We start from the raw sequence: 13,756 nt of genomic DNA, 5'->3' as shown, positions 1-13,756 counted from the left end.
CAGCATTTCCTGCTCCGCCGGATTGCGCCCGGCCGATGCCGCACCCATACTGACGATCGTGAAAATCAATGGATGGGTGGTCGTTGCGCTGCTGGTCGCCGTCGTGGCCGTGGAGGAAGTGCGGATGCAGGGCTTGAGGAAAGACCTCGCATCCACGCCGCCGCCGGTCGCCAGCCGCTCGGAGGAAACCGCCGGCTCCTCGATGGGTGCCGCGGAAGAAGGAGCTGAAGCCATGCCTCCGAAACTCGCCCGGCGGGTGGAAACCCCGGACGAGCCCGAAACCGAAGTTTCCGACATGGGGAAGACCCTCCGCAAGATGACGGAAAACCCGGTCACCCGCTCGATGATGGCCCAGAGCGTCAAGGCCATGGCGGCGATGTGGTATGCCGACCTCGTCGAATCCTTCGGCCTGAACAAGGAGGAGGCCGACTATTTCCTCGACCTCAAGTCGAACCTGCTCGCCGACCAACAGCAGATCGGCATGAAGCTGATGGGGGCCAAGGACGACGAAGAGCGCCATGCCCTGCTCGCCGAAATGGAGGAGTCCAAAAAGCAGACCGAGGAGGCCGTGAAGTCCTTCCTCAACAACGACGAGGACTTCGCCGCCTATCAGGACTTTGAAAAGAAGCTCCCGGAGCAGCAGCAGCTCGGCGGCCTGCGCACGGCCATGACGGATGCCGGCGCGCCGCTCGATCCCGGCCAGGAAACGGCGCTCATCGACGCCATGTATGAGGCGCGCACCAGCTACAAGGGGACCGACTGGAACGGCGCCGAGGGCATGGAGGCGCTGGCCGATGCGAACGTGAAGGACCGCTTCGAGCAGGACTGGAACGCCCAGTCGGAGATCATCAACCGCAAGGTGGGCGACGTTCTCAACGAGGAGCAGATGGCGGCCTTCCAGAGCTACCGCGACCAGGTGAAGGAAATGCAGCTGATGGGCCTGGAGATGGCTTCGAAGATGTTCCAGAAGCCCGAAAAGTAGGCCGGGCGGGCACAGGCGCCCCTTGAGCGGCGGTGGATCCGGGGCATGTTGAGCTTGATGACCGGAGACCTTGATGGCCTGTCCGCCCTGTGGCATCTCGCCGTGGCATTCGCGTTTTCCCTGCCCACCGCCTGGAACCGCGAGCGCGCGAACCGCACCGCCGGGCTGCGGACTTTTCCTTTGGTTTCGATGACTTCCTGCGGCTTCATGCTGGTCGCCATCCCGGTCCTGGGCGAGCACGGCGACCACGCCCGCACGATCGGCGGCATCATGTCCGGCCTCGGTTTCCTCGGGGGCGGTGCGATCCTCAAGAACGAGGAATACGCCATGGGCCTTGCCACCGCCGCCGCGATCTGGCTGACCGGTGCCCTCGGCCTGGCGGTGGCCTACAACCGCTTCGACGTCGCCTCCATCCTGTCGGTGGCCTCGTTCCTGACGCTCTATTTCGGCGATCGGGCCAAGGGCCATTTCGGCCTGCCCGAGCGGACGGATGAATGAGCGCGTGAGATGCTGGATGGTCTCGCCGAAGATTTTTTCCTAGCCTTCCAGCGCAGCCCGCTTTTGGAAGCTCTCCGGAGCCACGGCTTTCCCTATCCGTCCATGAAGTTTCTGAAACATCCCGTCGCCAGCCGAACCGTCCTGCCCCTTGCCGTCTGCGCCCTGGTCGTCACCGCCTCCGCTGCGGGGAAAACCCACCCGTGGTTCCGGTTCACCCCCATGCGGCAGCGCGACAATCCGCCGACGACGCTCATCCAGCTCTCCGAGTTCCGCTTTCTCCACCAGGGCGACCGGCTCGACCTCGCCGGCGTGTCGGTCACCAACCCCGGGGGCAGTTCGCCCGCCGGCGAAGATCCCGCGAAGGCCATCGACGGCAGCACCGACAGCAAGTGGCTCGACCTCACCATGCATCCGCTGGTGTTTCACTTTCCTCAGGCGGTCACCATCGATGCCTACGGCTTCACCACCGCCAACGATGCCGCCGAGCGCGACCCCGGAAACTGGCGTTTCGAGGGCAGCGACGACGGCAGCCACTGGGTTCTGCTCGACGAGCGCATCAACCCTTCCGTGCCCACCGCCCGTTTCACGGAAACGGAGGACTTCGCCCTGCCCGCCACCGTGCCCCCGTATGCCTCGTTCTGGTATCCGGAGTCCCTGCTGCGCTGGACGCCCGAAGCGGACACCGCCACGGAGTTCAACCGCTCCTTTGTCCCCAGGGCCGCCCGCACCAGCAACCTCGCCTTCCAGGCCAACTCCCACGCCCGCGCCAACGAGGGCGGCGCCACCATCCTCTCGGCCTTCGCCCCCACCAGCTACAGCCCGTCCCAAGGCTCCCGCGTCCGTCACTACAACGCCTACACCGGGTGGCAATACACCGACAAGATGGTGTTCTGGGGCGGCTCCGCCGGCGAGGGCCTGATCCTCGCGCCGAACGCCCCGGTCATTGATGCCGGCCACCGCAACGGCGTCCCCGTGCTGGGCACGATTTTCTTCCCGCCCACCGCCTACGGCGGGCAGTTCGGCTTCGTCCGGGCGATGCTGCAGAAGGACGGAGAAAGCTTTCCCGTGGCCGACAAGCTCATCGAAATGACCCGCCACTACGGCTTCGACGGCTGGTTCATCAATCAGGAAACCGCCGGCGGCAACTCCGGCGATGCCGCCGACATGCGCGACTTCATCTCCTACTTCCGCGCCCAGGCTCCGGAGCTGGAGATCATGTGGTATGACGCCATGACCGAGAACGGCTCGATCAGCTGGCAGAACGCGCTGACTTCCAGCAATGACATGTTTCTCAGCCACAACGGAAGTCGGGTGGCGGACTCGATGTTCCTGAACTTCTGGTGGAGTACCAACGGCCTCGCCAACTCCCGCTCGCTCGCCCAGAGCCTCGGGGTCGATCCCTACGAGGTCTACGCCGGCGTCGATTTCGAGTCCGGCGGCTACGATGCCTCGATCGACTGGAGCGCGATTTTCCCCGAAAACCAACCTCACCGCCTGTCCCTGGCCTTCTACGGCCAGCAGGCGGTCTTCAACCACTCCTCCGATCCAGTCCAGTTCTACGATCGGGAAATCCTCTTCTTCTCCGGTCAAAACGGCGACCCCTCGAACACCGCGACCTCCTCCAACTGGAAGGGCATGGCCCACTACTTTCCCGCCACCACGCCGCTCCAGAGCCTGCCTTTCGTCACCCACTTCAACCGCGGCCAGGGCCAGTCCTACTTCGTCAACGGCGTCCAGGCCGGCGACTTCGACTGGAACAACCTCAGCACCCAGGACGTCCTGCCGACCTGGCGCTGGATCGTCCACAGCACCGGCAGCCAGCTCCATCCGACCCTGCAGCTCGGCGAGGCTTACACCGGCGGCACCTCGCTGCTGGTCGAGGGCACACTCGATGCCACCAACGACATCCCCCTCTACGCCGCGAACCTGCCGGTCACCTCGCGGACCCGGGCGAGGATCATTTTCAAAACCGGCCAGTCCGGTGCGCCCAGCCGGATGAAGCTGGCCATCGCCTTCCAGGACGCTCCGGGCACGCTCGAGCTGTGGGATGCGGGCAGCACCACCAGCAGTGGCTGGACCACCACCACCTTCAACCTCGCCGCCCACGCCGGCCGCACCATCGGCTCGATCGGGCTGCGCTTTGCGAGCACTTCCACGGTCAGCAACTACTCGATCCGCATCGGCCAGCTCGCGCTCTACAACGGTGCCATTTCCACCCCCTCGCCGGTCACCGACCTCCGCGTCACGCAGACCGATGCCCTCACCGCCGACCAGTTCGCCGTGCGCCTGGCGTGGGACCCCTCGCCGACCAGCGGGCTCTACTACTACAACGTGTTCCGCCGTTTCCCCAATGGCGATCGGCGGTGGCTCGGCACCACCTCGGCCCGCGCCAGCTATGTGCCCGACCTGACACGGGTGGCCGGGGAAACGACCGCCCAGCTCGAAGTCGAAGCTGTTGGCGGCGACTTCGGCACCTCCGTGCCGGCCACCATCGCGGTGCCCATGCCCGAGCCGGCCGGCTTCGAGCATTCGCTCACCGGTGAGTCCATCGGCACCGCCGGCTCCTGGAACGATCTCGGCGACACCCGTGACAAGGCCTTCGACGGCAACCCCGCGACCTTCTTCGACGCACCCGTTTCCGACGGCTGCTGGACCGGGCTCGACTTCTCCTCGCAGCGCGCGAGCCGGATCACCGGCATCAGCTTCCTGCCCCGCGCCGGCTGGGCCTTCCGCATGCCCGGCGGCGTCTTTCAGGCGGCGAACGAACCGGACTTCAGCGATGCCGTCACGCTTCACACCATCACCGACACCCCGCCGGAAGGCATCTACACCCGCATCGCCATCGACCAACCCGGCCTCTACCGCTATTTCCGCTATGCGGACGATCCCCACTGCAACGTGGCCGAAATCGAGGTCTACGGATGGCAGGTGCCGGGCCCGCCGCAGGATCTTGCCGCTCGTCGGTTCTCCGACCACGTCGAACTCACCTGGTCCGCTCCGGCCTGGGCCGAAAGCTACCGCGTCGAGGGTTCCGACACGCCCTCGGGGCCCTTCGTCGAGCTCGCTTCCGGCCTGACGACTCCCGCGCTCACCGAGGCGGCCGACCTTTCCGCGGACCGCTACTACCGGGTCACCACCCTCAACCCGGCGGGTGAAAGTACGGCCGCCACCGTAGCATCCCCCGCTCCCGAGGCCTTCGATGCCTGGACGATCCTCGCCTTCGATGGCTCGATCGATCCCGCGCTCGTCGCCGGCTCCGCGGATCCGGATCACGACGGACTCGCCAACCTCCTCGAATTCGTGCTCCAGCTCGATCCCCTCGCTCCCTCGACGCCGGATTGGACGCTCCAGACCGACGCCGCCGGCGTTTCCCTGACCTTCCGCCGGCCGGGCGACATCTCCGGCGTCCAGCTCGCCGTCGAGTGGTCCAGCGACCTGGCCCACTGGTCGACCGATGGCATCCAGCTCCAGGAAACCGTCATCGATCCCGCCACCACCGAGGTCCGGGCGCGCCTCGACGATCCCGGGCTCGACTGCTGCTACCTGCGGATCTCCGCGCTGGAGAATTGACCCTCAGGGCAGCTCGAGCGCCACGTAGTCATACATCACGTGGTTCGCAGGTCCGCTGTCGCGCCCCTGCACCAGGGTGATGCGGTTGGTGCCGCGGCGCAGTTCCCTGGCCGGGAAGTCGATGACATCGTAGCCGTACTTCGCGTGGATCCCCTCGCGCAGCAACGCATTGCCGCCCCCGACCTTCGGGTAGAAGCGCGCCACGTGCCCGCCGTTCACGCTGACCTCCATCCGGGCGCCGTCGGTGGACGCCCACGCCAGCACCAGGTGGGCGGTGCCCTGGCGGTCGTAGTCCTGATCCACGTGGAAACGGATCTCCCACGGCCACGATTCGCACTTGCCACCCTTCATGTAGGCGCCTTGGGCGAAATTCCAGTCCGTCGCCGGGTCGGACTTGCCGATGGTATAGACCAGCGGGTTCTCCATTTCCTCCGAGAACCGCGTCCACACATAGCCATGGAAGAAGTCCTTCCCGAGGCGGAATTCGTCGGCCCGGCGGTTCGGCACGCCGATCTCCCAGGCGATGGATTTTCCGGGATGCTCCACGTTCCACTCGATCGTGCCCGCGGGGTTGTCGCCTGCCTTCACCTTGGCCCCGGAAAGCTCGAACTCCCCCACCACCCCGTCATTGAAGGCGGAAAAGGTGTACTCTCCCGGCCGGACATTCGGGATGATGAACGCGCCGTCCTCCCCGGCCTTGGTCCAGTATTGGTAGTGGTTCGACTCGAACTGCCAGTTCCCTCCAGGCGGCGGCTGCGAAAGCCCGACCCAGGCCCCCGCCGCCGAGACCGCGGGCTTCAGCGGATCCTTGATGACGAGGCGCCCGCTCACGCTGCCGCGCTTTTCGGCGGGCGGATACAGTTCGTCGTCCCCGACCCACGGGTACGGCCACTTGGCGCGCTCTTCGGCGGCCTTTTCCCGCGCATCGTCCCATAGCTGGTCGGCATCGCCCCCCTCATTGCAGTAGAGAAGATAGGGACCGTAGATCTTCCGCCACGCCTCGCCGGCCACCAGCCTGGTGCCCGAGCCGTTGTAGTGATTGCGGCCGAAGTGGATGTGGATGATCCCGGAAGCCGACGACAGGTCCTGCTTCATCGGCCCGTCGTTGAAGAACTCGTAGCTCGGCAGCACGATCCACGCCCCCACGTGGTTCTTGTCGCTGGCATGCCCCCAGCAACCGACCGAGTAATATTCGAGGTTGAAGTCATACTTGCAGTCGAAGCGGCCCTTCCGCGGCCCGCGGGTGATCTCGATGATTTCCTTGATGCCGGTCGGCCTGGCCTTCGCCAAATCGTCGGGCGAGGGCATCTCCCAGTCCCGCAGCCCGTCCACGCGGATCTTTTCCATCAGCCACTCGCGCTCGTTCTTCGCCGGCATGCCCCAGACCATCCGCCACTCCCCCACGCCGCCGTCGGGATAGCTCCCGGGGTGATTCAGGATGCCGTAGGTATAGACGCCGGACGTGTCCGGCGTGAGAACGTAGTGGACCTCGATATCGACCTCCTGCGGGATCCCCGTCCGCCATTTTTGGAGGAAAGCCACATGGGCGATCTCCCCCGAGTCCTCGACGACCCGGAACTCCGCGCCGCCCGGCTGCCGGTAGCCCTTGCCGCCGCCCATGCTGTAATAGATCGGCTTGCCCCCCACCATCTCGTGGCGCCCCATGCGGATCGAGGTGACCGTCGAATGGCGCTTGTCGATCGTCACTTCGACCTTGCTGTTCTTCATCACCACCTCATCGCCCTTCCCGCGCAGCTCCACCCCCGCCAGCACCGACGGCGCGAGGAGGAGGAAAAGCCATCCCTGTAAGCACTTCATGCCGCATTCAAACGGCCCGGCCCGCAACCGGCGATCGACAATGCCCTCACCCATTAGGGGGACCCCCCGAAGTGAACCCCGGATCCTTTCCTGGCCCGCTTGCGGTTGAGGGGACGGGAAAGCGCTTCCACGCGGGTGCGGTGTTTCAGTGTTTCGGTGTTTCAGTGTTTCGGTGTTTCGGTGCTTCGGACCACGGACCCAGCACCCGCCCGCAGGGTCCTTCCCGCCACGCGGAATGCCCTCCTCCAGACCTGTAAAACCCCTCCGGCCACGCCGGATGCCCCCTTACAGTCCTGTAAGACCCCTCCGGCCGCGCCAAATGCCCCCTTACAGTCCTGTAAGACCCCTCCGGCCACGCCAAATGCCCCCTTACAGTCCTGTACGACCCATCCCGCCGGAGCCGAAGCCCCTCGTACAGCCGGGAAATCGTCAAAACCGCGCCATTTTATCCCAATCCGCTGCTCGTTAGCCCCATCCCGCCGCACACCGAAACACCGAAACACCGAAACACCGAAACACCGAAACACCGAAACACCGGGATCCATCACGAGTCCGCGAAGCTCTTCATCCTGCGAGGGTTCCTCGGCAGCCCGGCATTTCCCCTGCTCCGCAAATTCTTTGACCGCTGCCACCGCTTTCCCTAAATCCACGCCCGTCATGTCCGACTCCCCGACCATCCACTATACCAAGACCGACGAAGCCCCGGCCCTCGCGACGTACTCGCTGCTGCCGGTCATCCGTCGATTCACCGCCTCGTCGGGGATCAAGGTCGAGCTGCCGAACATCTCTCTGGCGGGCCGCGTGATCGCCACCTTCCCGGAAGTGCTCACGGAAAACCAGCGCCAGGACGACGCGCTCGCCTTCCTCGGCGGCCTCGCGCTCGAACCGACCGCGAACATCATCAAGCTGCCGAACATTTCCGCCTCGGTCCCCCAACTCAAGGCCTGCATCGCCGAGCTTCAGGGCAAGGGCTACGCGCTGCCGAACTACCCCGAGGAGCCGAAGAACGACGCCGAAAAGGCGATCAAGGAGCGCTACGACAAGGTCAAGGGCAGCGCCGTGAACCCGGTCCTGCGCGAGGGCAACTCCGACCGCCGCGCGCCGAAGGCGGTGAAGGACTATGCCAAGGCCAACCCGCACCGCATGGGTGCCTGGTCGACCGACTCGAAGACCCGCGTGGCCACCATGGACGCCGGGGATTTCGCCTCGAACGAGAAATCCGTGACCCTCTCCGCGCCGACCACCGTGCGCATCGAGCACGTGGGCACCGATGGCTCGACGACGGTGCTCAAGGACGGCCTCAAGCTGCTCGAGGGCGAGGTTTTCGACGGCACCTGCCTGAGCAAGGACGCGCTGGTGTCCTTCCTGCAGGACCAGATCGAGGCCGCCAAGGCCGAGGGCATCCTGTTCTCCCTGCACATGAAGGCGACCATGATGAAGGTCTCCGACCCGATCATCTTCGGCCACTGCGTGAAGGTGTTCTTCAAGGATCTGCTCGCCAAGCACGCCGACACCTTCAAGCCGCTCGGCATCGACCTGAACAACGGCTTCGGCGATCTGGTGGCGAAGATTTCCGAACTCCCCGAGGCCCAGCAGGCGGAAATCCGGGCCGACATCGAGGCCACCCTCGCCGCCGGGCCGGACCTCGCGATGGTCAACTCCGACAAGGGCATCACCAACCTGCACGTGCCCTCGGACGTCATCATCGATGCCTCGATGCCTGCGATGATCCGCGATTCCGGCAAGATGTGGAACCGGGCCGGCGAGCGCCAGGATGCGCTGGCGGTCATTCCCGACCACTCGTACGCCGGCGTCTATCAGGCCACCATCGACTTCTGCCGCGAGAACGGCGCCTTCGACCCGCGCACCATGGGCTCGGTTCCGAACGTCGGCCTGATGGCCAAGAAGGCCGAAGAGTATGGCTCGCACGACAAGACTTTCGAAATCAAGTCGGCCGGCCTCGTCCGCGTGGTCGATGCCGACGGGAAGGAGCTTTTTTCCCACGAAGTGGCGGAGGGCGACATCTGGCGCGCCTGCCAGACCAAGGACGAGCCGATCCGCGACTGGGTGAAGCTCGCCGTCAACCGCGCCCGCGCGACCGGTACGCCGGCGGTGTTCTGGCTCGATGAAGCCCGCGCCCACGACGCCGAGCTGATCAAGAAGGTCAACGCCTACCTCGCGGATCACGACACCGACGGCCTCGACCTGCGCATCCTCTCGCCCGAGGAGGCGACCCGCTTCACCCTCGCCCGCGCGAAAAACGGCGAGGACACCATTTCCGTAACCGGGAACGTCCTGCGCGACTACCTCACCGACCTGTTTCCGATCCTCGAACTCGGCACCTCGGCGAAGATGCTGTCGATCGTCCCGCTGATGAACGGCGGCGGCCTGTTCGAGACCGGTGCCGGCGGCTCCGCGCCGAAGCACGTCCAGCAGTTCGTCGAGGAAAACTACCTCCGCTGGGATTCGCTCGGCGAGTTCCTGGCGCTCGCGGTGTCGCTCGAACACCTCGCCGAGGTCCATGATTTGCCGAAGGCCAAGGTGCTCGCCACCACGCTCGACGCCGCCACCGGCCAGTTCCTCCAGAACGACAAGTCGCCGACCCGCAAGCTCGGCGGCATCGACAACCGCGGTTCGCACTTCTACCTGACCCTCTACTGGGCCCAGGCGCTCGCGGCGCAAACCGACGACGCCGAGCTGAAGGCCGAGTTCGAGCCGATCGCCCGGGCGCTGGCCGACAGCGAGGCGAAGATCGTCGAGGAACTCCTTGCCGTGCAGGGCAAGCCGGTCGACATCGGCGGCTACTACCAGCCGGACGAGTCGTGGGTTTCCGCCGCCATGCGCCCGAGCGGGACGCTGAACGGCATCCTCGACTGACCGCCACCCGGGTTCGGAGTGCGGCCTTCAGGGCGTATCGGAGCCCCAGCCTGAAAACGACCTCAGCCATGAAGCTCGCGACTCTCCTCGTTTCCCCCTTCCTCCTTGTTGCTTGCTCGGTCCCGGCAAACGGACCGGTGGTGGAAAAAGTCAGCACCTCCGTCGCCCAGCAGCAGGTCAACGAAGGTGCCCAGCTCCTCGACGTCCGCACCAAGGCGGAGTGGGACGAGGGGCATCTGGAGGACGCCGTCCGCCTCGACGTCAAAGAGCCCGGCTTCGCCGAAAAGACCGCCGCCGCGCTGGATGAATCCAAGCCGGTGGTCGTTTACTGCCGTAGCGGCCATCGCAGCGCCCAAGCTGCCTCGATTCTGGCAGAAGAAGGCTTCACCACCGTCTACGACATGCGGGGGGGCATCACCTCTTGGACCGCCGATGGCAAGCCGGTGACCAAGGACTAGGACCGGCGAGGGTGGCATCGGCACCGCCCCGCGCGGGCATCGTCGGCGCTCCGCTTGCGCATTTCTTCCATCTTGATCGCTTAAGGAATCCGAAGTATCTCCTCGCCCACGCATGGCGGGCCGGAGGAAAGAGCTGAACCTGGGCAAGCGCGGTGGCAACAACCGCCGCCGGCACCGACCGACTTTCACCGAGGCGCTTCGGCTGGCCGACGCCCGCGCCCGCGTGCGGGTCACGAAGAACAAGCCCGCGGGCCGGCGTCGGTTCAAGCACATCCAGGCGGCCGTCGCCGCTCCGCTGCCGCTCGACGACACGCCGGGCGTGTTGCTGCGGATGATCCGCTGGCTGCTCGGGCTGTCCCTGCTGCCGCTGTGCCTCGTCACCACCTGGACCTACTTCGACCTGTTCCGCGGCTTCGCCATGGACCGCTCGTTCTGGACCACCAGCGCGTTCTGGTATTTCGCCACCGGCGCGCTGCTCATGACCGGGTGGTTCGTTTCCGGGCTGTTCTGGAATGCCTTCCTCTACGTCTACGTCCTCGGTCACGAACTCACGCACATCCTGGCCATCTGGCTTTTCCGCGGAAAAATCAGCGACTGGGGGGTCAGCGCCGACGGCGGCTACGTCACCACGGACAAGTCGAACATCGTCATCTCGCTGGCGCCCTACTTCGTGCCGCTGTGGGCCGCCACGCTGATGGCCTCCTACGCCATCGCCGCCCAGTTTTTCAATCCCACGCCGACGGTCACCAAGACCATTTATGCGTTGCTCGGGTTCTTCTGGACGTTCCACCTGTTGTGGACGCTGTGGATGATCCCCCGCGACCAGCCCGACCTGAAGGAGAACGGCACCTTCCTCTCGCTGGCCATCATTTACCTGGCGAACCTGCTGCTGGTCATCGTGCTCACCTGTTTCGCCTCCCACCAGTTCACGGTCCGCGACTTCGCCCACGACTGGGTTTCCCACGGAAAAGATCTCGCCCGCTGGGCCATGAGAGCCACCGGAGACCTGCGCTACCTGCGGTAAACCTCCAGCACCTTCCGGGTCATCGCCTCCAGCGTGACCTCGCCGGCCACCAGCTGATAGGCTCCCGCCATTCGCTCACGAAGTTCATCCGGCTTCTCCAGCGCGAACCTCAGGCCCCGCACCAGCTCGTCCACCGAGTGGGTCTCCATCAGCGCCTCTTCCGGCAGGAACTCCGGCGCGAAGCCGACCTTCGTGGAAAGGCACGGCACCTTCATGTGGAGCGCCTCCGCCAAAGTGTAGGGGCCGCCTTCATTTCGCGAAGCGACCACGAACAGATCCGCGCAGCCCATGAGGCCCACCGCGTCATCCCGGTGCCCCGCCATCCACACCCGCTCGGTCAGCCCGTGCTTCGCGATGATCTCTTCGAGCTCCGGCCGCTGCAGGCCGTCGCCGACCAGCCACAACTTGAAGCCCGGCACTTGCGCCATGGCTTCCAACAGCAGGTCCATCCCTTTCGCCGGAACCAGCCGGCCAACCGTGCAAAACACCGGCTCGCCGCCTCCCAGCCACGGCGGATTAGTCGCCAGCGCGGCTTCCTTGGTGCCCTCGGGCGGCGGCTCGATCGAGTTCCAGATCACCGTCGCCGGGATCCCGCCCAGAGAGTCCCGCACCTGAGCCGAGGCCGTGATCACCGCGTCGTAGTCACGGAAGGGCTTCGCGCTGCGCTTGATGTTCTGCACCGTCGCCACCCGCTTCATGTTTCCCAGACCGCGGCGGATCCACCGCACCATCTGGCCCGCCTTATTGGCATGGGCGTGGACGATCTCCGCCTTCGTCGAAACGATCCGCCGCTGGAGCGCCCGCAGGTTGAAGAGATTCAGACGCCCGCCCGACATCGGATGGGGGACGAAGTTCACCTTGTCGGAAAAGTAGGCGCGCATCGTCTCATCGGCCACCGCGCTCACCTCATGCCCCAGCTCGGCCTGCCGGTTTGCCAGCTCGATGACGTTTTTCTCCAGCCCGCCCTTTTCCCCGACGCTGGCCAGCACATGACAGATCCGCAACACGCCCGGAGTCTCGCTCAGGCTTCCCTCCCGTTTCAAGTTCCGGAGGCGACGTGCAGGAAGGTGGTCGCAGGATCAACAGGATTTTCATGATCCTGATCCGGTTTCTGAACATCCCATTCATCCTCACGAGGCCGTCCATCCTGCAATCGCCCCCCGGAAAGCCCTTTCCACCCCAAAACCTTGCAGCCTAGCCTCCGGCCATGCGCATCGTCCACGCCTGCAACCTCCAGTTCGACAAGGACGGCGAGCATTTGTGGAACCAGGATCAAAAAATCCACCACGGCCTGATCCGGCTCGGGCACTTCGTTTACACTTTTTCCCTCAACGACCGCGCGCGGATGCTCTCGCCTACCGGCAGCAAGTCCTTCGGGAAAAAGAAGGCCAACAAGGCGCTGGTCGAGACCTGCCGCAACGTCCATCCAGACCTCCTCATCCTCGGCCATGCCCAGTGGATCACCGCCGATACGCTGCGCGAAATCCGGAGCATCCTGCCGGAAATCCGGATCGGGCTCTGGTATGTCGATCCTCTCTGGGACGAGGAGGCCACGCGGCACTTGCGCGACCGCACCCCGGTGCTCGACGCGCTTTTCTGCTCGACCGGCGGGCCGCTGCTCGAGTCCTTCGCCACGCCGGACTGCCCGGCGTTTTTCATCCCGAGTGCGGTGGATGCCGGCATCGAGTGCCACCGGGCTTTCGAGACGCCGGAGGACGAGTTCGTTCACGACCTTCTCTTTTTCGGCCGCGACAAGGGCCAGCCCGAGCGCCGCGCTTTCCTCGCCGAGTTGCGCGACAAGCTGCCGGGGCTGCGGGTCGGCTACTACGGCTGCCTCGACCAGCCGCTGATCATGGGTTGGGAAAAGGAGCAGGTCATCCGGCGCTCGAAGATGGCGCTGAATTTGAGCAGGCGGAGTGATGTGGAGCTTTATTCGTCGTCAAGGATCGCCGAGCTGATGGGAAACGGCATCCTCACCCTCACTCCACGCGGGGCGGGCTTGGAGAAGCTCTATGCGGAGGATGAAATCGTCTACTTCGAAGGCATCGACGACCTTGCGGAAAAGATCCGGCATTTCGCCGGCGACCCGGACGCGCGGAACGCCATCGCGGAAAAGGGCTGGGAGCGGAACCACCGCGATTACTCGGGCACGGAGGTGGCGCGCATCATCGTGGAGGAGTTGGAGCGCCGATCATGAGATCGGCATCGCCTCACCAAGCGAGCGGAGTTCCATGGTGATAGGGTGCCCGGAAGCTCTCTACATCGCGGAGGGGCGCGCACCATCGTGGAGGAGTTGGAGCGCCGATCATGAGATCGGCATCGCCTCACCAAGCGAGCGGAGTTCTATGGTGATAGGGTGCCCGAAAGCTCTCTACATCGCGGAGGGGCGCGCACCATCGTGGAGGAGTTGGAGCGCCGATCATGAGATCGGCATCGCCTCACCAAGCGAGCGGAGTTCCATGGTGATAGGGTGCCCGAAAGCTCTCTACATCGAACTCGCCGTCTCCCCGAACAGGCGATGCCGATCTC

9 protein-coding genes are annotated in these 13,756 nt (G+C 65.2%); 7 read left to right on the top strand and 2 right to left on the bottom strand.

What is annotated here, in order from left to right:
- Window positions 1-58 precede the first annotated feature (58 nt).
- From ABXH26_RS07290 to ABXH26_RS07280, 3 genes are all read left to right on the top strand, one after another.
- Entirely contained in the window at window positions 59-982 is a 924-nt protein-coding gene (locus tag ABXH26_RS07290) for a hypothetical protein (protein ID WP_353566390.1), read from the top strand.
- 57 nt (window positions 983-1,039) lie between these two features.
- Entirely contained in the window at window positions 1,040-1,480 is a 441-nt protein-coding gene (locus ABXH26_RS07285; RefSeq protein WP_353566389.1) for an MgtC/SapB family protein, read from the top strand.
- Window positions 1,481-1,582: 102 nt separating this feature from the next.
- Window positions 1,583-5,050 (top strand): endo-beta-N-acetylglucosaminidase, encoded by a 3,468-nt coding sequence (locus ABXH26_RS07280; protein WP_353566388.1) that lies wholly within the window; start codon window positions 1,583-1,585, stop codon window positions 5,048-5,050.
- 3 nt (window positions 5,051-5,053) lie between these two features.
- On the opposite strand, the gene ABXH26_RS07275 is transcribed toward ABXH26_RS07280, so the two are convergent.
- Window positions 5,054-6,868 (bottom strand): polysaccharide lyase family 4 protein, encoded by a 1,815-nt coding sequence (locus tag ABXH26_RS07275; RefSeq protein WP_353566387.1) that lies wholly within the window; start codon window positions 6,866-6,868, stop codon window positions 5,054-5,056.
- Between the two features lie 657 nt (window positions 6,869-7,525).
- Between ABXH26_RS07275 and ABXH26_RS07270 the strand changes: the two genes are divergently transcribed.
- The 3 genes from ABXH26_RS07270 to ABXH26_RS07260 all read left to right on the top strand — a co-directional run bounded on the left by ABXH26_RS07270 (window position 7,526) and on the right by ABXH26_RS07260 (window position 11,227).
- Window positions 7,526-9,745, top strand: coding sequence for an NADP-dependent isocitrate dehydrogenase (locus ABXH26_RS07270; protein WP_353566386.1), 2,220 nt, complete (start codon window positions 7,526-7,528; stop codon window positions 9,743-9,745).
- A gap of 68 nt (window positions 9,746-9,813) precedes the next feature.
- A complete protein-coding gene (locus ABXH26_RS07265) occupies window positions 9,814-10,203 on the top strand; it encodes a rhodanese-like domain-containing protein (RefSeq protein ID WP_353566385.1) in 390 nt (129 codons plus the stop codon).
- Between the two features lie 112 nt (window positions 10,204-10,315).
- A complete protein-coding gene (locus ABXH26_RS07260; protein WP_353566384.1) occupies window positions 10,316-11,227 on the top strand; it encodes a hypothetical protein in 912 nt (303 codons plus the stop codon).
- On the opposite strand, the gene ABXH26_RS07255 is transcribed toward ABXH26_RS07260, so the two are convergent.
- Window positions 11,215-12,270 (bottom strand): glycosyltransferase, encoded by a 1,056-nt coding sequence (locus ABXH26_RS07255; RefSeq protein WP_353566383.1) that lies wholly within the window; start codon window positions 12,268-12,270, stop codon window positions 11,215-11,217. The genes ABXH26_RS07260 and ABXH26_RS07255 overlap by 13 nt on opposite strands.
- Before the next feature lie 164 nt (window positions 12,271-12,434).
- On the opposite strand from ABXH26_RS07255, the gene ABXH26_RS07250 reads away from it, so the two are divergent.
- Window positions 12,435-13,424 (top strand): glycosyltransferase family protein, encoded by a 990-nt coding sequence (locus tag ABXH26_RS07250; protein WP_353566382.1) that lies wholly within the window; start codon window positions 12,435-12,437, stop codon window positions 13,422-13,424.
- Window positions 13,425-13,756 lie beyond the last annotated feature (332 nt).

The sequence above is a fragment of the Haloferula sargassicola genome (assembly GCF_040362925.1).
Classification (GTDB): Bacteria; Verrucomicrobiota; Verrucomicrobiia; order Verrucomicrobiales; family Akkermansiaceae; genus Haloferula; species Haloferula sargassicola.
Note: the sequence above shows the minus strand (reverse complement) of the source record. Positions and strands in the feature narration are given on the sequence as shown.